23 protein-coding genes and 1 pseudogene are annotated in these 15,931 nt (G+C 72.2%); 10 read left to right on the top strand and 14 right to left on the bottom strand.

The window, feature by feature from the left end; translation table 11 throughout:
- Window positions 1–14: 14 nt before the first annotated feature.
- The 4 genes from M8542_RS47025 to M8542_RS47040 form a co-directional block, all read right to left on the bottom strand.
- Entirely contained in the window at window positions 15–857 is an 843-nt protein-coding gene (locus M8542_RS47025) for a class II fructose-bisphosphate aldolase (protein ID WP_257926935.1), read from the bottom strand.
- Window positions 857–1,789 (bottom strand): 1-phosphofructokinase family hexose kinase, encoded by a 933-nt coding sequence (locus tag M8542_RS47030; protein ID WP_257926936.1) that lies wholly within the window; start codon window positions 1,787–1,789, stop codon window positions 857–859. The genes M8542_RS47025 and M8542_RS47030 overlap by 1 nt, the downstream gene beginning before the upstream one ends.
- Complete coding sequence (locus tag M8542_RS47035; RefSeq protein WP_257926937.1) at window positions 1,786–2,667, bottom strand: SIS domain-containing protein; 882 nt, start codon at window positions 2,665–2,667, stop codon at window positions 1,786–1,788. Before M8542_RS47035 ends, M8542_RS47030 begins: the two co-directional genes overlap by 4 nt.
- Before the next feature lie 163 nt (window positions 2,668–2,830).
- Window positions 2,831–3,052, bottom strand: coding sequence for a hypothetical protein (locus tag M8542_RS47040; protein WP_257926938.1), 222 nt, complete (start codon window positions 3,050–3,052; stop codon window positions 2,831–2,833).
- A 139-nt stretch (window positions 3,053–3,191) separates the two neighbouring features.
- Between M8542_RS47040 and M8542_RS47045 the strand changes: the two genes are divergently transcribed.
- Complete coding sequence (locus M8542_RS47045; RefSeq protein ID WP_257926939.1) at window positions 3,192–3,632, top strand: GNAT family N-acetyltransferase; 441 nt, start codon at window positions 3,192–3,194, stop codon at window positions 3,630–3,632.
- Window positions 3,633–3,634: 2 nt separating this feature from the next.
- Here the strand turns inward: M8542_RS47045 and M8542_RS47050 are convergent, their stop codons facing one another.
- On the bottom strand, window positions 3,635–4,294 hold the full coding sequence (locus tag M8542_RS47050) for a hypothetical protein (protein ID WP_257926940.1): 660 nt from the start codon (window positions 4,292–4,294) through the stop codon (window positions 3,635–3,637).
- 100 nt (window positions 4,295–4,394) lie between these two features.
- Window positions 4,395–5,090: an SDR family oxidoreductase gene (locus tag M8542_RS47055; protein WP_257926941.1), complete on the bottom strand. Its 696-nt coding sequence runs from the start codon at window positions 5,088–5,090 to the stop codon at window positions 4,395–4,397.
- 103 nt (window positions 5,091–5,193) lie between these two features.
- On the opposite strand from M8542_RS47055, the gene M8542_RS47060 reads away from it, so the two are divergent.
- From M8542_RS47060 to M8542_RS47070, 3 genes are all read left to right on the top strand, one after another.
- Window positions 5,194–6,108, top strand: a complete 915-nt coding sequence (locus tag M8542_RS47060; RefSeq protein ID WP_257926943.1) for a LysR family transcriptional regulator — start codon at window positions 5,194–5,196, stop codon at window positions 6,106–6,108.
- 189 nt (window positions 6,109–6,297) lie between these two features.
- On the top strand, window positions 6,298–7,449 hold the full coding sequence (locus M8542_RS47065) for a lytic transglycosylase domain-containing protein (RefSeq protein ID WP_257926944.1): 1,152 nt from the start codon (window positions 6,298–6,300) through the stop codon (window positions 7,447–7,449).
- Window positions 7,450–7,454: 5 nt separating this feature from the next.
- Window positions 7,455–7,715: a hypothetical protein gene (locus M8542_RS47070; protein WP_257926945.1), complete on the top strand. Its 261-nt coding sequence runs from the start codon at window positions 7,455–7,457 to the stop codon at window positions 7,713–7,715.
- Here M8542_RS47070 and M8542_RS47075 read toward each other — a convergent pair.
- Complete coding sequence (locus M8542_RS47075; protein WP_257926946.1) at window positions 7,712–8,482, bottom strand: TetR/AcrR family transcriptional regulator; 771 nt, start codon at window positions 8,480–8,482, stop codon at window positions 7,712–7,714. The genes M8542_RS47070 and M8542_RS47075 overlap by 4 nt on opposite strands.
- Window positions 8,483–8,544: 62 nt before the next feature.
- On the opposite strand from M8542_RS47075, the gene M8542_RS47080 reads away from it, so the two are divergent.
- Window positions 8,545–8,958, top strand: a complete 414-nt coding sequence (locus M8542_RS47080) for a DnaJ family domain-containing protein (protein WP_257926947.1) — start codon at window positions 8,545–8,547, stop codon at window positions 8,956–8,958.
- Here M8542_RS47080 and M8542_RS47085 read toward each other — a convergent pair.
- Window positions 8,941–9,597: a YidC/Oxa1 family membrane protein insertase gene (locus M8542_RS47085; protein ID WP_257926948.1), complete on the bottom strand. Its 657-nt coding sequence runs from the start codon at window positions 9,595–9,597 to the stop codon at window positions 8,941–8,943. The two genes, M8542_RS47080 and M8542_RS47085, sit on opposite strands and share 18 nt — an antisense overlap.
- A 63-nt stretch (window positions 9,598–9,660) precedes the next feature.
- The gene (locus tag M8542_RS47090; protein ID WP_257926949.1) at window positions 9,661–9,933 is read right to left on the bottom strand and encodes a DUF6412 domain-containing protein; all 273 of its coding nucleotides are present in this window, start codon (window positions 9,931–9,933) and stop codon (window positions 9,661–9,663) included.
- A gap of 75 nt (window positions 9,934–10,008) precedes the next feature.
- Here M8542_RS47090 and M8542_RS47095 point away from each other — a divergent pair, with 75 nt between their 5' ends.
- The 4 genes from M8542_RS47095 (at window position 10,009) to M8542_RS47110 (ending at window position 13,236) form a co-directional block, all read left to right on the top strand.
- Window positions 10,009–11,130, top strand: coding sequence for a metallophosphoesterase (locus tag M8542_RS47095; RefSeq protein ID WP_257926950.1), 1,122 nt, complete (start codon window positions 10,009–10,011; stop codon window positions 11,128–11,130).
- A 117-nt stretch (window positions 11,131–11,247) separates the two neighbouring features.
- Window positions 11,248–12,042 carry an alpha/beta fold hydrolase gene (locus M8542_RS47100; RefSeq protein WP_257926951.1) on the top strand — a complete coding sequence of 265 codons (795 nt, stop codon included), beginning with the start codon at window positions 11,248–11,250 and terminating at the stop codon, window positions 12,040–12,042.
- The gene (locus M8542_RS47105; protein ID WP_257926952.1) at window positions 12,042–12,560 is read left to right on the top strand and encodes an O-acetyl-ADP-ribose deacetylase; all 519 of its coding nucleotides are present in this window, start codon (window positions 12,042–12,044) and stop codon (window positions 12,558–12,560) included. Before M8542_RS47100 ends, M8542_RS47105 begins: the two co-directional genes overlap by 1 nt.
- 28 nt (window positions 12,561–12,588) lie before the next feature.
- Window positions 12,589–13,236 (top strand): HAD family hydrolase, encoded by a 648-nt coding sequence (locus M8542_RS47110; RefSeq protein ID WP_257926953.1) that lies wholly within the window; start codon window positions 12,589–12,591, stop codon window positions 13,234–13,236.
- Here the strand turns inward: M8542_RS47110 and M8542_RS47115 are convergent.
- The gene (locus tag M8542_RS47115; RefSeq protein WP_257926954.1) at window positions 13,222–13,686 is read right to left on the bottom strand and encodes an NUDIX hydrolase; all 465 of its coding nucleotides are present in this window, start codon (window positions 13,684–13,686) and stop codon (window positions 13,222–13,224) included. The genes M8542_RS47110 and M8542_RS47115 overlap by 15 nt on opposite strands.
- A 114-nt stretch (window positions 13,687–13,800) precedes the next feature.
- Between M8542_RS47115 and M8542_RS47120 the strand changes: the two genes are divergently transcribed.
- The gene (locus M8542_RS47120; RefSeq protein WP_257926955.1) at window positions 13,801–14,250 is read left to right on the top strand and encodes a DoxX family protein; all 450 of its coding nucleotides are present in this window, start codon (window positions 13,801–13,803) and stop codon (window positions 14,248–14,250) included.
- A 15-nt stretch (window positions 14,251–14,265) separates the two neighbouring features.
- Here M8542_RS47120 and M8542_RS47125 read toward each other — a convergent pair whose 3' ends face one another.
- From M8542_RS47125 to M8542_RS47140, 4 genes and pseudogenes are all read right to left on the bottom strand, one after another.
- Complete coding sequence (locus M8542_RS47125) at window positions 14,266–14,868, bottom strand: GTP-binding protein (protein ID WP_086674902.1); 603 nt, start codon at window positions 14,866–14,868, stop codon at window positions 14,266–14,268.
- A complete protein-coding gene (locus M8542_RS47130; RefSeq protein ID WP_072476759.1) occupies window positions 14,849–15,220 on the bottom strand; it encodes a DUF742 domain-containing protein in 372 nt (123 codons plus the stop codon). The genes M8542_RS47125 and M8542_RS47130 overlap by 20 nt, the downstream gene beginning before the upstream one ends.
- On the bottom strand, window positions 15,217–15,630 hold the full coding sequence (locus M8542_RS47135; RefSeq protein ID WP_072476758.1) for a roadblock/LC7 domain-containing protein: 414 nt from the start codon (window positions 15,628–15,630) through the stop codon (window positions 15,217–15,219). The genes M8542_RS47130 and M8542_RS47135 overlap by 4 nt, the downstream gene beginning before the upstream one ends.
- Window positions 15,630–15,931, bottom strand: a pseudogene (locus M8542_RS47140) (histidine kinase); the annotation flags it as partial. The gene M8542_RS47135 and the pseudogene M8542_RS47140, both read right to left, overlap by 1 nt.

Genomic DNA, 15,931 nt, shown 5'->3' on the forward strand with positions numbered 1-15,931 from the left:
AGTTTCGTTTGCTTTCACGCATCTGTCAACACAAGCACCTGCAGCAACCGGCGCACTTCGGCCGTCACGGCGTCTCGGCCCGCGCCCAAGTACTTGCGTGGGTCGACGCGCTCGGGGTGGGCTCGCCAGTCGCCCGCCGCGGCTGCGGTGAACACCTTGTTGAGCTGGGTGGCGATGTTGACCTTCGTCATCCCCGCCCGCACGGCTTCGGCGAGCCCCTCGTCGGACACGCCGGATGAGCCGTGCAGCACCAGCGGCACCGGCACGCGAGCGCGCAGCCGCGCGATCAGGTCGAAGTCCAAAGTGGCGTCCCGGGTCAGCATCGCGTGCGAGCTGCCGACGGCGACGGCGAGCGCGTCGACGCCCGTGGCCGCGGCGAACTCCGCCGCCTCGTCCGGGTCAGTGCGGGCGCCCGGTGCGTGCACACCGTCCTTGCCGCCGATCTCGCCCAGCTCGGCCTCCACCCAGACGCCGTGGTCGTGGCAGAACGCGGCGACCTCGCGGGTCTCGCGCACGTTGGCCGCGTAGTCCAGTTTGGACGCGTCGAACATGACGGAGCCGAAGCCGAGTGCGACGGCTTCGCGCACCAGCTCGCGCGACTCAGCGTGGTCGAGGTGCACGGCGACACGGGCCTCGGCCGCGCGGGCTGCGGCCAGCGCGGCGCCGCCGATCGGCGCCAGTGCGCCGTGGTAGCGCACGGCGTTCTGGCTGAGCTGCACGATCACCGGGGCGCCGGCCAGTGCCGCGCCCTCCACGATCGCGGTGATGTGTTCGAGCTGGATCGCGTTGAAGGCACCGCAGCCCCGCCGGGCAGACGCTGCCTCCGCAACGATCTCGCCGGTAGCCACCAGCGGCATCAGGACTCCCGTTCCGGCTGGGCGCGCACCGCGACCAGCTCCCGTTCCCGGTGGTAGTGCGCGAGGTCGACATCGCCGGCGAGTGGGCCGAGCACCGCCGCGCCGGACAGCGCGACCGCACGGCGCAGCAGCTCCGGCCACGGCTCGCGGCGGCTCAGCCCGAGGGCCAGGGCCGCGACCACGGCGTCCCCCGCGCCCGTGCTGTTGCCGGTGAGCGCGGTGGACGGTGTCGCCTGCCAGGTGCCCGCGGGCGTGACCGCGAGCAGCCCTTCGGCGCCGAGTGAGACGACTACTGCGCCGGCACCCGCGCGCCGTAGCTCGGTGGCTGCCGCGACGGGGTCTTCGAGGCCGGTGACCTCGCGCAGTTCTTCGATGTTCGGTTTGACCACGGTCGGCTTCCCGGCCAGCCCGGTGAGCAGCGCTGGCCCGGACGTGTCCAAGATGGACAACCACGTGGCGGGCGGCCCGGAGCCCGAGGGGCAGCTCGCGAGCAGTCGCCCGTAGGCGTCGGCTGGTGCGCCGGGTGGCAGGCTGCCTGAACACACCAGTACCTCCGGCCGGCTCCGCGCGACCGCCGCGGCCAGCGCCGTCCACTCGGCCGAGCCGAGCTCGGGTCCCGGTTCGTTGAGGAGCGTTGCTCCGCCGCTGCCGAGGATCGTCGTGGTGCGGCGGGTTTCGCCCGCGATCGGGACCACGTCCGCGGCCAGGCCGGCGGCTGCGAGGTCCGCCGCTACCGCGGTGCCGGTCGCGCCGCCTGCCGTCACGACCGCGCGGACGTCGACTCCCAATGCGTGCAGCACCCGGGCGACGTTGACGCCCTTGCCGCCCGCGCGGTGCCGGACCTCCCGCGCTCGGTGCACCGCGCCGGGCCTCAGCTCGTCCACCGTGTACGTGACGTCGAGCGCGGTGTTCGGCGTCACGGTGACGATCATGTGAGGACGACGGATCGCGTCAGGCTGCGGGGACTGTCCGGGTCCAGCCCTTTGCGCCGGGCCATCGCGCCGGCCACGAGCTGCGCGCGCACGAGGTCGGCGAGCGGGTCGAGGCCGCTCTCGACGAACGTGCCGCCCGCGCGGCGGACGTCGTCGGCCAGGCCGGCCGGTGCGCGACCGAACATCCAGGTCACCCGGCCCGGCTCGCTGATGCTGATCGGGCCGTGCCGGTAGTCCCACGCCGGGTACGACTCCGTCCACAGCAGACACGCCTCGCGGAACTTGAGCGCGGCCTCGTTCGCGATCCCGACCGACCAGCCGGTGCCGAGGAAGCTGATCTGCTCCGCCTCGGTCAGCTCCGCGGGCAGCGGCGCGGCCAGCACTTCTTCCGCTTGCGCGATGACGCCGGTCAGGTCTTCGCCCAGGTGCGCGCGCAACATCGCGAGGGCGGTCGTGGCGAACCGGGTCTGCACGACCGAGCGTTCGTCCACCGCGGACAGGTCGACGATCGCGTCGGCGGCGTCCGCGATCGCGGCGGGCACGCCGGTGATCGCGGTGGTCTTCACCTGGCCGCGCAGCTTCGCGAGCAGGGTGTGCACCTCGGTCGTCGTGCCCGAGCGGCTCAGCGCGAGCACGTGGTCGTAGCCGCGGCCGGCCGGGAACTCGGAGGCGGCGAAGGCGTCTGTCTCGCCGAGCCCGGCGCTTTCCCGCAGGGCCGCGTACGCCTGGCCGATGAACCACGACGTCCCGCAGCCGACGATCGCCACCCGGGTGCCCGGGGCGGGCAGCCACCCGGTGTTCGCCGCGGCGAGCGTGCCCGCCTGGCGCCAGCAGCCGGGCTGGCTGGCGATCTCCGCCGCCATCAAGGTCCCGCTCATCAGCTCCCCATCCGTGCCGGTTGTGCGCAACAGCTGTCACGTTAGGTGCAGTTTTGTGCGTCGTCAATCGTCATAGTGTGCAAGTTCGCGCATCAGCGATGCGCGAGGCGCACGAAAAAGGCCACCCTCGGGGAGGGTGGCCTGCGGGGAGAGCGCGGGAGGGCTACCGCGGCTTGCGCCGCCAAAGCCCGGTGACGACGGCGAGCGCGCGGGAGCGCGGCGTCGGCGCGACGAGCGGCTCCGGGCCGATCCGCCGGCGCATCCGGTAGGCGAGTTCGAGCACTTCGAGATCTTCGGGTCGACGTCTGCCGCGGACGTCCGGCCGCAGCATCAGCTCCCCCACGGTGACGGGCTTGCCACTGGCACGGTGCGCCGTGCGCGCCATCGGGAACCTCCGCTGATCGGTGCCGGCCGGGACGGGCCGGCTGCCGATTCTATGAATCAGATTCGGGTTCGTCACCTTACTCACCAGTTGTGTCCGGTGTGTTCATCGAACCGGTCAACCACCGCGTTAGCCTCGGCGCATGATCACCCTTGGGGGCCTCACCGCGGACGACCGCGCAGCCTGGGAGAACCTGTTCGCCGGCTACAACACTTTCTACGGCAGGACGCTCGCGCCGGAACTGATGGACCGCGCGTGGCGCGAGTTCGCGAGTGGCGAGCGGATGCACGCGCTCGGCGCGCGGCTCGACGGCGAACTCGTCGGCATCGTGCACTTCTTCACGCACGTCAGCACGACTTCCGCCGACGTCTGCTACCTGCAGGACCTGTTCACCGACGCGAAAGCCCGCGGGCGCGGGGTCGGGCGCGCGCTGATCGAAGCCGTCGCCGACTGGGCGCGGGCGCGGGGATGTGTCCGCGTCTACTGGCACACGCAGACTTCCAACACGACCGCCAGGCGGCTCTACGACCAGGTCGCCGTCGACAAGGGGTTCATGCAGTACCAGATCCCGCTCGAGGTCTGACGTCACCGGCGGTGCCGGCCGCCGCCGCAGCCGTGGTGGCCGGTGTCGCGGCGGCCCGGGTCGGCAATCGGCCGGTCCTGGCCGCCCGCCCACCCGCGCCACCACAGCGCGAAGTCCGGGATCTCGTGGCGCACCGGTGCCGCTTTCTTCGGCGGGCTCTGGACTTTCTCGGGGTTGGGCGGCTTCGGCAGCTTCGCCAGTGGTTTCACCTTGCCGATGATCTTGACCGCCTTCGCGAGATTCCCGCGATGAACGGCTGCGGTTCCGGAATTCGGCTCCGCGACCGCGGCAGCCGGGGGAATGTCGTTATTCCCGGCGGGCGGTGTTACGGATTCCGGAGCCGGCTTCGCGGGCGGCACCGAGACTTTCGCCGGCAACGGCACCAGCGCGACCGCGGGTGGCTCCAAGCCGACCGGCGGCCAGACCGCACCTCCGCTGCGCTGGACCGGCATCGACACCGCCGTGGCGACCCCGCCGGTCAACGCCAGCGCGCCGGCGACCACCGAGAGCACCCGGAGCCGGGCCAGGGACCGCAGGACCTGCGGTTTCTCGCGGTGGCGTGCGTGTGTGTCCGCCGTGCGGTAGCGGTCCGGCACCGGCGCAGACCGGACCAGCAGTTCGGCGACGGTGACCTGCTCGCCGCGCGGAGCCCTGCGTGCCATCAAACCCTCCACCATGGGCCGACCGGGCGCGGGCGCTGCGTCCGGTCGGCCGATCATAGGAATGGTTCAGTCCGCTGTAAAGGCTCGTTCACCCAGCGTTTCAGGCGAGCCGGCCGCCGCCGTCGACGTGCAGGACGGATCCCGTGACGAACGGGTTCGCCAGCGCGTGGAGCGTCGCCGCGGAAACGTCCGCGGTGCCGCCGACGCGGCGGGCCGGATTGGCTTCCGCGGTTCGCCGGAAGAACTCGTCCTTCGCGTCGCCGAGGCGGTCCCACGCGCCGGAATCGACGATGCCGGGCGAAATCGCGACGACGCGGATCGGGGCGAGTTCGACCGCGAGCGCCTCGGCGAGGAACGCCACCGCACCGTTCGTGGTGGCCATGACCGCGCGCTCGCGCGTCGGCCGCCAGGCGGCGATTCCCGAGAACAACGCGATGGCACCACCGTCCCGGAACCGCGGCGCGAAGTGCTTGGCCAGCAACAGGGGCCCGATCACCTTGGCGTCGAAAGCCTTGGTGACGGCGTCCCGCTCCAGCGATTCGAGCGGCCCGTTCGCCGGCGCCGAGCCGAGCGCGACCAGGTAGTCGAGTTCGCCGACCGTTTCGGCGAGCGCTTCGAGCGACGATTCGTCCGCCAGATCGGCGAAAGCGGGCCGGACGCCGGGTTCGGTGAGCCGCGCCGGATTCCGGCCGGCCAAGACGACTTCGGCGCCCGCCGCGTGCGCGTCCGCCGCGATCCGGCGGGCGATCCCCGATCCGCCGCCGACGACGACCAAGCGTTTTCCTTCGAACGTCATTTCCGTGCTCCTTCCGTTTCGCACTCCGGTTTCAGCACACCGCGGCCGCGGATTCATCCCCTTGCGATCCGAATGTTTTCTATGGTTGCGATAGAATCTGCGAATGCCTACGTTGCGGTCGCTCGAGTGCCTGGTCGCCGTGCTCGACGCCGGCTCGATCACCGAGGCGGCCGCGCGGCTGCACCTCTCGCAGCCCGCGCTGTCGCACCAGATCGCCGCGCTCGAGCGGGAACTCGGCACGCCGGTGCTCGAACGGCTGCCGCGCGGGGTGCGGCCGACCGCCGCGGGGCGGGCGGTCCTGGCCGACGCGCGGGCCGCGCTGGCCGCCGCCGAGCGGGTGGTCCGGACCGGCCGTGCGGTCGCCGGCGGCGGACGAGGCAGCCTCCGGGTCGCGTGCGCGGAGAGCATGACCGCCGGGTTGCTCGCGCCGGTGCTGCGCGCTTGGCACCGGCATCGCCCGGACGTGCTGGTCGCGTTGACCGAGACCACGAGCGCGAACGCGCTGGTCATGGCACTGGAGGCGAGCGAAGCGGACGTCGCGGTCGGGCCGCGCCCGAGCCGTTGGACCGGGCCGGTGGAGCTGGTCGGGCGCGAGGAGATCGTCCTGGCGCTGGCCCCGGACCACCCGCTCGCGACCCGGGCGGCGGTGCCGATGGCCGACCTCGACGGGCTGCCGGTCGTGCACTACCACCCGGACAACGGACTCGGTGGCTGGCTCGACGAGGAGGCGGCGCGACGCGGGAGCGCGCTCGGCGCGGTGATGCGGACGAAACAAGCGGGAACCGCGGCCGAGCTCGCGGCGGCCGGCTTGGGGGTGGCGTTGGTCCCGACGACCGCGCTGGCCCGCACGTTCGCCGGTGCGCTGCGGCGGCTTAAGCCCGCGCTGCACCGCGATGTCGTCATGTTCACCGCGACGCCGTCGGATTCGCTCGTCCGGCGGTTTTCTTCGGACGTGCGAGCGCGTGGGATCGCGGTCCCGGCGGCGCTGCTGGCCAAACTCTCCTCAGGAACCCGTTAAGTCCTGGTGAATGTGACAGATTCCCTACGAAGGTTTTGTGCCATCAGGACGAACTTCTCTCCGTCGCTCCGATTTTGCTGTGCTATTCGCCAAAGTTTGGTTCCATCGGATAGCTTGCTCCTACCGGCCAGTACCGCCGGGCCGATCGGGTGAGGCGATCAGCGGAGATCGAGGGAAGCGGGGACGAGGATGCCGAAGCACCGGCCACGTCGCAAGGGCACGCGTGCGGTCCACCGGACCGCGGCCGCGCTCGCCGGTGGGGCGCTCGTCGTGCTGCCCACGCTGACCACGGGCTTGCCCGCGCCGGTCGTGATCGCCGACGCCGGCGGTTCGCTCCCGGACCAGGCCGCGCCGCTGCAGCCGCCCAACGTCGTCATGCCGCCGATCGCCGTCGACGGCAGCCTGCCCCAGCCGCCGCTGCCGACGCCGTTGGTCGTGCCCGGCGGGCGCGCCGGGTCGGCGGGCATCTCCGGCCCGCTCGGCATCCCGGCGAGCATGCTCAAGGCGTACAAGAACGCCGCTGACATCCTGGCCAAGGAGCAGCCGGGCTGCCACCTCGACTGGGCGCTCATCGCGAGCATCGGGCGCATCGAGTCGAACCACGCCCGCGGCGGGTACGTCAACGCGAACGGCGACACCCTGGAGCCGATCCTCGGCCCGGTGCTCAACGGCGCCGGCGCGTTCGCCGCCATCCCGGACACCGACGGCGGCAAGTACGACGGTGACGCGGTGTGGGACCGCGCGGTCGGCCCGACGCAGTTCATCCCGGCGACGTGGAAGGGCTACGCCTCCGACGGCAACGGCGATGGCGTCTCGAACCCGAACAACATCTACGACGAGGCCCTGGCCACCGCGCGCTACCTGTGCTCGGGCGGGCTCGACCTCTCGACGGACGCCGGGCAGCGGCTCGCCGTACGCCGCTACAACAACTCGCAGTCCTATGTGGACACTGTAATGGCGTGGGCGTCGGCCTACCGCAGCGGCGTGGCCCAGCTGCCGGACAGCCAGGTGCCGATCGGCACCCCCAACGCGCCCGACGCCGCCGCGGCCGGCGCCCCCGTCGGTGTCCCGGCCCCGCCCGCGCCGCCGGTCACGACCCCGCCGGGCACTTCGCTGCCGGGCACGTCGACGACCCCGACGACCAGCACGTCGCCGACCACCTCGAAGTCGCCGGCCACGACCACCCCGACGACCACGCCGCCGTCGTCCACCACGACGCCGCCGCCGGAGACCACGAGCACCACACCGACCACCAGCACCAGCACCACCGCACCGAGCAGCACCCCGGCCGGCTCGGCCGAGACGCCGGCCGCATCCACGACGACCAGCCCGACGGGGTGAGCCCGGTGGAGCCGTTCCTGGTGCACATCCGGTGCGACACCGACGGCTACACCCACGCCGTCACCGAGGACGAGTTCGCGGCCGGGCGGCGGGACGGGCGGTTCCGGGCGGTCTGCGGGCACGTGGTGCTCGCGGCGCCGATGATCGAGGCGCCGGGCCGGTTCGACCCGCTGTGCCGGGACATCCTGCGCGGTGACGCGGGACCGGCGGCGCCCTCGGTGCCCCGGCAGGAGCGCCGTCGGCTGCGCTGGCGCAGCCGACGCTAGCCGACCAGCGCCTGGATGCCGTCGAGCATGCGGTTCAGCCCGAACTCGTAGGCCGCTTCGCCCTGGCCCTTCGCGCTTTCGTCGAAGCCGCCGCCGAGCCAGATGCGGTTCATCGCCGGGTGCGCGTCGACGACGAAGTAGTCCTCCCAGAACGACGACCGCTGGTGCCACCACGCCTCGGTCGACTGGCCGGTGCTGCGCTCGAGGCGGGTGTTCTCCGCGCCCAGCGCGGCGTTCGCGTCGACGTACGTGCCGATCCCGTTGGCCGCGGCGACGGCCTGCCGCGGGGGCAGGCCCAGTTCGTCCATGATGGACAGCAGGTACTCCTGCCCGGCCAGCTGGCCCGGCCCCAGCGGCGGCCGGACGCGCGAAACCTCGCACAGCCACGGGTGTTTCCGGTACGCCTCGCGCGTCCGCAGCGCGTAGAGGGCCACCTGCTCGCGCCAGTCGCCCGGCCGCGGCTCGCCCGGCCCGGGCAGCCGCCGTTCGACGAGCACGTCGTCGACCATCAGGTCCACCAGCTCGGCCTTGCCGGGCACGTAGGTGTAGAGCGTCATCGTGCCGGCGCCGAGCTCCTTGGCGACGCGGTGCATCGAGGCGGCGGCCAGGCCGTCGGCGTCCGCGACGGTGATCGCCGCGGCGACGATACGCTCGATCGTCAACGTCGGGCGGCGGCCCCTGGTCGGTTCGGCGGATCCGCCCCGGGCGCGCCAGAGCAGCGCGAGCGTCCGGTCGACGTCCTCGGCGCCAGTGCGTTCGACGGTCATGCGTTCCCCTCGCTCCTCCGCCCGGGAGACTACCCTGGGAACCGGACGAGGGGGTGCCACCGATGACGTCTCGCAAGCCACCCAAGGTCTCCTTCCGCTGGTGGGTGGACCGCCAGATCGACGACGCCCGGGAGCGCGGCGAGTTCGACGACCTGCCCGGCACCGGGAAGCCGCTGCCGAAGCCCACCGGCAACGACGCGGCCACCGACTGGGTGCTGCGCGAGGTCCGCAAGGGCGGCCACGACACGAAGGCGTTGCTGCCGCCGGCGCTCGCGCTCAAGCGCGAGGTCCAGGACCTGCCCGAGCGGCTCACGCGGGAGCGGACCGAACGGCAGGTGCGGGACGTCGTCGAGGACCTCAACACGCGGATCCGGCAGGCCTACCTCAACCACCACACCGGTCCGCCGCTCACGGTGGCGCTGGTGGATGTCGAAGAGGCTGTCGCCGGCTGGCGCCGCTCACGAGCCGCGTCGTAGCAGTGCGCGTTCCGCCGCGGTCCACGCCGTCGTGGTGAGCAGGTAGATCCCGGCCGCCTGCGGCACGACCAGCGTCGCGAGCACCGTGCCGAAGGGCAGCAGCCGCAGGAGCTTGCCGCCCGGGACCTCCGCGGTCGCGTCGCGGTGGCGGTCCTGCCAGCGCACCGAGAACCACGCGACGACGGCCAGCCCGGCCGCGATCACGAACACCAGCGGGCTGCCGGCCAGGCCGTGCGCGCCCAGCGGTGTCCCGAGCAGTGTCGCGCCGAGCAGCGAGTTCGGCTCGCCGCCGATCGTGGCGGTCGTGAAGAGCCGGTACATGATCGTGAAGAACGGCAGCTGCAGGAGCATCGGCAGGCAGCCGACGAACAACGACGTCCCGGACTCCTGCTGCAGCTTCGTCATCTCCGCGGCCAGGCGCTCGCGGTCGCGGCCGTGCTTGGCCTGCAGGGCCTTGATTTCCGGCATCAGGGCGGCCCGGGCGCGCTCGCCGCGGGCCGCCGACCGGGCGAGCGGGTGCAGCGCGAGGCGCACGCACAGGGTGAACAGGACGATGGCCAGCGCGGTCGAAAGCGGGCCTGTGAACGCGTGGATCAGGTGGTACGCGCCTTCGACGGGCACGTCGAGAAAGCCGAACATGGGCAGCACTCCGCATGAGTGGAAGGGGGGTGGGGGTGCGGAATGGCTGCGCTGGAAGTGGTCCTACGCAGCCGTGCTGCGGGAACCGGGTGCTCGTGGCCTGCTGCGCCCGGGGGCGCCCGGGTCGCGGAGGCGGATCGACTCGGCGCGGCGGGCGCGGCGGCGAAGGGCCGTGGTGCGGCTGCGCACCGGCGCCGACCACAGGGCGAGCTCACTGCGGTGGGTGCTGCCGACCAGCAGCACGACCAGCAGGCTGGCGGCGGCGATCGAGGCGAAGGCGACCAGCGCTGTCGGGCCGGTCATCGCGGGGAAGGCGAGCTCCAGCAACGTGGTCACGGTGGCCGTCCCCCCTTCGTTCGCACCCAGGGTAGCGGAAAACGGTAACAGCCCGACGGGCTGTAACCTGAATCGATGAGAGGGCAACTCGTCGTCGTGCCGATCTTGGCGATGCTTCTGCTGTTCGGCGTGCCGTGGTGGACGCTCGTGCTGGCGCCGGACTGGGGCGCGGCCGGCACGATCGCCGGCACCGCGGTCCTGGCGCTGGGCCTGGTCACGATGCCGACCGGCATGTACTTCGGCCACGGACGTCGTCAGCGCGACGGCGCCGCCCGCGTCGGCGACTCGCTGCTCGCGATCATCTGGGTGCTGTTCAGCTGGTGCATCCTGAGCCTGGTGCTGCGGGTCGCGCTGCTCGGCGTCGACGACCCGCTGCGGTCACGGATCGTCGCGGGCGCGACCCTGGTCGTCGCGGCCGGGCTGCTCGTGCACGGCAACCGCGTCGCGATGCGCGTGCCGCCGGTGAAGGCGACCGACGTCGTCATCCCGCGGCTCGGCCCGGGTCTCGACGGGCTGCGCGTCGCCGTCCTGACCGACACCCACTTCGGCCCGATCGACCGGACGAAGTGGTCGGAGAAGGTCGTCGCGGCGGTCAACGCGCTGGACGCGGACGTCGTCTGCCACGCCGGGGACCTCGCCGACGGCGCGGTGGCCAAGCGCCGCAAGCAGGTCGACCCGCTCGGCGGCGTGCAGGCCGGGCTCGGGCGGTTCTACATCACCGGCAACCACGAGTACTTCGGTGAGGCGCAGGCGTGGCTCGACCACATGGCCGGGCTCGGCTGGGACACCCTGCACAACCGCTCGACGCTGCTCGAACGCGGCGGCGACCGGATCCTGTTCGCCGGCATCGACGACCCGACCGGCGCGTCGTCCGGCCTGCCCGGCCACGGTCCCGACCTGGCCGCGGCGCTGGCCGACCGGCCCGCGGACGTCCCGGTGGTGCTGCTCGCGCACCAGCCCAAGCAGGTGCGGGAAGCCCGCGAAGCCGACGTCGACCTGCAAATCTCCGGGCACACCCACGGTGGGCAGATCTGGCCGTTCCACCTCCTGGTCCGGCTCGACCAGCCGACGCTGTCCGGCCTGACCCGGCACGGCCCGACCCAGCTGTACAACAGCCGGGGCACCGGGTTCTGGGGGCCGCCGTTCCGCGTCTTCGCGCCCAGCGAGATCACGCTCCTCACCCTGCGCAGCGCCTGACCCGCCGAGACCGGGTCAGGGTCTCTACCGACAAATTTTTCTTTCTTGACAGCTCGCGTTGTCGGATGTCAGGCTTCTCGTAGGCTTCGAGAGAGCACCCGCGACGAGGAGAGGTCCATGAGCACGACGGTTTCCGCCGACGGCACGAAGATCGCCTACACCCGCGCCGGGTCCGGACCCGCGCTCGTCCTGGTCGACGGCGCGATGTCCTACCGGGGCTCGTCCCCCAACGACGCGCTCGCGAAGGAGCTGGCCGCGCGCTTCACCGTCCACACCTACGACCGCCGCGGCCGCGGCGAGAGCGCCGACACCGGACCGTACGCGGTCGAGCGCGAGGTCGAGGACATCGCCGCGCTCATCAAGGAGGCGGGCGGCGAGGCGTTCCTCTTCGGCATCTCCTCCGGCGCCGCGTTGGCGCTCGAGGCGGCGAACCAGGGACTGCCCGTGCCGAAACTGGCGGTGTACGAGCCGCCGTTCATCATCGACGACACCCGCGCGCCGGTCGGGGCCGACTACGCGACGCGGCTCGACTCGGCGCTCGCCGAGGGCAAGCGCGGCAAGGCGGTCAAGATGTTCATGACCGAGGGCGTCGGCCTGGGCAAGGCGACCGTAGCGGTCATGCGGATCATGCCGTTCTGGTCGAAGCTCAAGAAGGTCGCCCACACGCTCCCGTACGACACCGCGGTGATGGGCGGGCACCAGTCTGGGCGGCCGCTCCCGAGGGCGTGGCCGCAGGTGACGATGCCGGCCCTGGCCATCGACGGCGACCGCGGGCCGGCCTGGATGCGCAACGGCGTCAAGACGCTGGCGCAGATCCTGCCCTCGGCGGAGTACCGGACGCTGCCCGGCCAGACGCACATCGTGAAAGCGCCGGCGCTGGCCCCGGTCCTGACCGAGTTCTTCCTCGGCTGATGCGCATCCGGATCCTCGACGCCGACATCACCACGCTCGAGGTGGACGTCGTCGTCAACGCCGCCAACTCCTCGCTGCTCGGCGGCGGCGGGGTCGACGGGGCCATCCACCGCAAGGGCGGCCCCGAGATCCTCGCCGCGTGCCGGAAGCTGCGCGCCGGGCACTACGGGAAGGGCCTCAAGACCGGGCAGGCCGTCGCCACCACGGCCGGGAAGCTGCCGGCCCAGTGGGTCGTGCACACCGTCGGCCCGGTGTGGTCGGCGACCGAAGACCGGTCCGAGCTCCTCGCCGACTGCCACCGGAACGCCCTGCGGGTGGCGGACGAGCTGCACGCCAAGACCGTCGCCTTCCCCGCCATCTCCACCGGGATCTACCGCTGGCCGCTCGAGTCGGCGGCCGAGATCGCGCTCACCACCGTCAGCGGAGCCGAGCCCGGCGGGATCGAGGAAGTGCTCTTCGCGCTGCGAGGGGAAGCGGCCGTGAGCGCCTTTCGGGCTCGTCACAACTCCCTTGCCTGAACGATCACCCAGCGGGCAGGGTGCAGGCGTGCCCACCCGCGCCCTGGTCTTCGACTTCGACGGCACGCTCGCCGACACCGAGTCCGCCGTGCTGCGGTCGTGGCAGCAGGTCTTCGAGGAACACGGCGTCGAGCTGCCATTGGAAGCCTGGTACGCCGTGATCGGCACCCAGCACACGACGCCCGCGATGTTCGCCCTGCTCGCCGAGCGCGTCCCGGGTGTCGACACCGAGGCGTTGCGCCCGAAGACCCGCGCCCACGTGCTGCGGCTCCTCGAAGACCTGGGCCCGCGCGAGGGCGTCCGCGAGTACCTCGAGACCGCGAAGGAGCAGGGCCTCGGGCTGGCTGTCGCGTCCAGTTCGTCCGGGGCCTGGGTGAACCCGCACCTCGAACGGCTCGGCATCGCCGGGTACTTCGACGCCGTCCTCACCGGGGACCGGCACAAGGCCAAGCCCGACCCGGACCTCTACCTCGCCGCGCTCGACGCCCTGGGCTGCGAAGCGCGCGACGCCATCGCCTTCGAGGACACGCCCCACGGCGTCACCGCCGCGAAGGCCGCCGGCCTGACCTGCGTCGCCGTGCCGAACGCCATCACCGAGAGCCTCGACTTCGGCCAGGCCGACATCGTGCTGCCGGCCTTCACCGCGAAGCCGCTCGAGGCCCTACTGACCCACTAGCTGGAGCAGCCGGTCCAGGAACGGCAGCTGGCCTTTGACCAGCTTCTCGCGCGCGACGTCGAGCGAGAACCACTCGACCCGGTCCAGCTCCGGGAACTCCTGCTGACGGCCCGAGCGCGGCGGCCACTCCATGGTGAACGTCCCCGGCACCACCGACACGGGGTCGAGGTCGGCTTCGACCGCCCACGCCGTGACGGTCTTGCCCGACTGCTTCACCTCACCCAGCGGGACGTACTCCCCCGGTGGCGCGGGCAGGCCCAGCTCCTCCTCGAACTCGCGCCGCGCCGCGGCCTCCGGCGCCTCGTCCGGGTCCAGCTCGCCCTTCGGCAGCGACCACGCCGCCGCGTCCTTCTTCGCCCAGAACGGCCCGCCCATGTGCCCGAGCAGCACTTCGACGGCCTCGCCCCGCCCGCGGTGGAGCAGGAGCCCGGCACTGCGTTTGCCCGCCATCCCCACAGTCTGCCGAAAACCCGGTCAAGATTTTTTCGCGGGGTTGTCGATCCGGTGAGAACTCACTCGACGCGTAGGCAGAAGGCAAGGGACACCCAGGGAAGGAACCCCGACATGACCACCACGATCGCCACCGAGACCCAGACCGCCGCCGCCACCCGCACCGAGACCAGGAACCCGGTGACCGGGCTGGTCGTCTCCGCGAGCCGGATCGTGCTCTCGGTCCTGTTCGGCTTCCACGGCCTGCAGGGATTCGGCTTCTTCGGCGGGATCGACGGCCAGGGCGGCGGCGTCCCGTTCGGCTCGTTCCCCGGCTGGTGGGGCAGCGTGTTCGAACTCGTCGGCGCGGCGCTGCTCTGCGTCGGGCTCGCCAGCCGGCCGGCCGCGCTGCTGCTTTCCGGTGTGATGGCCTACGCCTACTTCACCGTGCACGCCCCGATGGGCCTGCTGCCGCTGCAGAACATGGGCGAGCCGGCCGCCGTCTACTCGTGGATCTTCCTGCTGTTCGCCGCGATCGGCCCGGGCCGGTTCGCGCTCGACACGCTGATCAAGCGACGCCGCTGAGCGAGCGCGGTCCGATCAGTAGCCGCCCTGGGCGGCCGCCAGGTCGGACCGCGCCATCACGTGTTCCATCAGGCTGGTCAGCACCTGCTTCGTCGACTCCCGCTCGCGGGCGTCGCACAGCAGCAGCGGGACGTCCATGCCGACGTCGAGCGCCTGCCGGACCTCCTCGGTGCCGTAGCGGTACGCGCCGTCGAAGCAGTTCACGCCGACGACGAACGGCAGGTTGCGGCGCTCGAAGAAGTCCACCGCCGCGAAGCAGCTGTCCAGCCGGCGGGTGTCGGCCAGCACGACGGCGCCGAGCGCGCCCTCGGCCAGCTCGTCCCACATGAACCAGAACCGGTCCTGCCCCGGCGTGCCGAACAGGTACAGGATCAGGTCCGGGTTGATCGTGATGCGGCCGAAGTCGAGCGCGACCGTCGTGGTGGTCTTCTGCTCGATCCCCGACAGGTCGTCGACGCCCTCGGACGCGGTCGTGATGACCTCTTCGGTCCGCAGCGGCGGCACTTCGCTCACCGAACCGACCATCGTGGTCTTGCCGACCCCGAACCCGCCGGCGATGAGTACCTTGACCGCGGTCGCGGTCAGGTTCCGCCGGGGGTCAGAGTTTCCGGATGCCATCAAGGACCGCCTGCAATACGTGTCGGTTGGGGGTTTCCTGGACCGGTGCCGCGGTACGGAACAGCACCAGGTTCTGCTCGATGAGGTCGCTGAGCATCACCTTGACCACGGGCAACGGCAGGTCGACGCGGGCGGCCACCTCGGCCACCGAGACCGGCCGCTGGCACAGGGCGATGATCCGCGCGTACTCCGGTTCGAGCATGCCCGCTTCGTGCGCCGTGCGCAGCGCGACCACCAGCGTGATGAGGTCGAGCCCGAGGGTGTCCGACCGGGTGCGGCCGCCCGTGACCGCGTAGGACCGGACCAGAGGGCCGGCCTCGTCGTCGAACCAGGCTTCGTGCCGTCCGCTCATGGCGACGTGGGCTGGACGCCGGCGCCGGTCCGCGGCGCGGAGGTGAGCACCTGGCCGACCCGCTTCACCATCAGGTTCATCTCGTACGCGACGAGACCCATGTCCGCGTCCTCGCGGGCCAGCAGGGCGAGGCACGCGCCCCGCCCGGCCGCCGTCACGAACAGGAACGCGTGGTCCATCTCGACCATCGTCTGGCGGACGTTGCCGCCGCCGAAGTGCCGGCCGGTGCCGCGGGCCAGGCTCTGGAACGCCGAGGCCACCGCCGACAGGTGCTCGGCGTCCTCCTCGGAAAGGTTCCCCGACCGCCCGATGAGCAGGCCGTCCGAGGACAGGACCACCGCGCGGTCCGCCCCGGCGACCCGCTTGACGAGGTCGTCCAGCAGCCAGTCGAGCTCACTGACGTTGGCCATTAGTCGCGCTCTCCGTACCTGTCGTCGTTCTCGGCTGGTTCTTCGTCACGGCCGCGGCGGGTGCCCTGCTGGAAGGCGGACAGCCGGCTGCGGGCGGCCTCCGGCGAATCCAGCCGGACCTCCTCCCGCTCCTGCGTGGCGGGCTTATCTTCCCGCAACTGCGGAACGAGGCTCTGCTGACGTCGCCGTTGCGGCAGCGGCGGGCGGCCCGGCGCCTCCGGGCGGCGCGGCTGCTGCGGCCGGCCTTCGGGCACCGACGCCCGCGGCCCCGGCTCCTGCGGCGGCCACACCGGCTGCTGCG

The organism is Amycolatopsis iheyensis, from assembly GCF_024703995.1.
Classification (GTDB): domain Bacteria; phylum Actinomycetota; class Actinomycetes; order Mycobacteriales; family Pseudonocardiaceae; genus Amycolatopsis; species Amycolatopsis iheyensis.

Excerpts from the sequence above, each read along its gene's own strand:
- M8542_RS47025 (WP_257926935.1), bottom strand. The coding sequence starts at position 857 with ATGCCGCTGGTGGCTACCGGCGAGATCGTTGCGGAGGCAGCGTCTGCC.
- M8542_RS47030 (WP_257926936.1), bottom strand. The coding sequence starts at position 1,789 with ATGATCGTCACCGTGACGCCGAACACCGCGCTCGACGTCACGTACACG.
- M8542_RS47035 (WP_257926937.1), bottom strand. The coding sequence starts at position 2,667 with ATGAGCGGGACCTTGATGGCGGCGGAGATCGCCAGCCAGCCCGGCTGC.
- M8542_RS47040 (WP_257926938.1), bottom strand. The coding sequence starts at position 3,052 with ATGGCGCGCACGGCGCACCGTGCCAGTGGCAAGCCCGTCACCGTGGGG.
- M8542_RS47045 (WP_257926939.1), top strand. The coding sequence starts at position 3,192 with ATGATCACCCTTGGGGGCCTCACCGCGGACGACCGCGCAGCCTGGGAG.
- M8542_RS47050 (WP_257926940.1), bottom strand. The coding sequence starts at position 4,294 with ATGGCACGCAGGGCTCCGCGCGGCGAGCAGGTCACCGTCGCCGAACTG.
- M8542_RS47055 (WP_257926941.1), bottom strand. The coding sequence starts at position 5,090 with ATGACGTTCGAAGGAAAACGCTTGGTCGTCGTCGGCGGCGGATCGGGG.
- M8542_RS47060 (WP_257926943.1), top strand. The coding sequence starts at position 5,194 with ATGCCTACGTTGCGGTCGCTCGAGTGCCTGGTCGCCGTGCTCGACGCC.
- M8542_RS47065 (WP_257926944.1), top strand. The coding sequence starts at position 6,298 with ATGCCGAAGCACCGGCCACGTCGCAAGGGCACGCGTGCGGTCCACCGG.
- M8542_RS47075 (WP_257926946.1), bottom strand. The coding sequence starts at position 8,482 with ATGACCGTCGAACGCACTGGCGCCGAGGACGTCGACCGGACGCTCGCG.
- M8542_RS47080 (WP_257926947.1), top strand. The coding sequence starts at position 8,545 with ATGACGTCTCGCAAGCCACCCAAGGTCTCCTTCCGCTGGTGGGTGGAC.
- M8542_RS47085 (WP_257926948.1), bottom strand. The coding sequence starts at position 9,597 with ATGTTCGGCTTTCTCGACGTGCCCGTCGAAGGCGCGTACCACCTGATC.
- M8542_RS47095 (WP_257926950.1), top strand. The coding sequence starts at position 10,009 with ATGAGAGGGCAACTCGTCGTCGTGCCGATCTTGGCGATGCTTCTGCTG.
- M8542_RS47100 (WP_257926951.1), top strand. The coding sequence starts at position 11,248 with ATGAGCACGACGGTTTCCGCCGACGGCACGAAGATCGCCTACACCCGC.
- M8542_RS47105 (WP_257926952.1), top strand. The coding sequence starts at position 12,042 with ATGCGCATCCGGATCCTCGACGCCGACATCACCACGCTCGAGGTGGAC.
- M8542_RS47115 (WP_257926954.1), bottom strand. The coding sequence starts at position 13,686 with ATGGCGGGCAAACGCAGTGCCGGGCTCCTGCTCCACCGCGGGCGGGGC.
- M8542_RS47120 (WP_257926955.1), top strand. The coding sequence starts at position 13,801 with ATGACCACCACGATCGCCACCGAGACCCAGACCGCCGCCGCCACCCGC.
- M8542_RS47125 (WP_086674902.1), bottom strand. The coding sequence starts at position 14,868 with ATGGCATCCGGAAACTCTGACCCCCGGCGGAACCTGACCGCGACCGCG.
- M8542_RS47130 (WP_072476759.1), bottom strand. The coding sequence starts at position 15,220 with ATGAGCGGACGGCACGAAGCCTGGTTCGACGACGAGGCCGGCCCTCTG.
- M8542_RS47135 (WP_072476758.1), bottom strand. The coding sequence starts at position 15,630 with ATGGCCAACGTCAGTGAGCTCGACTGGCTGCTGGACGACCTCGTCAAG.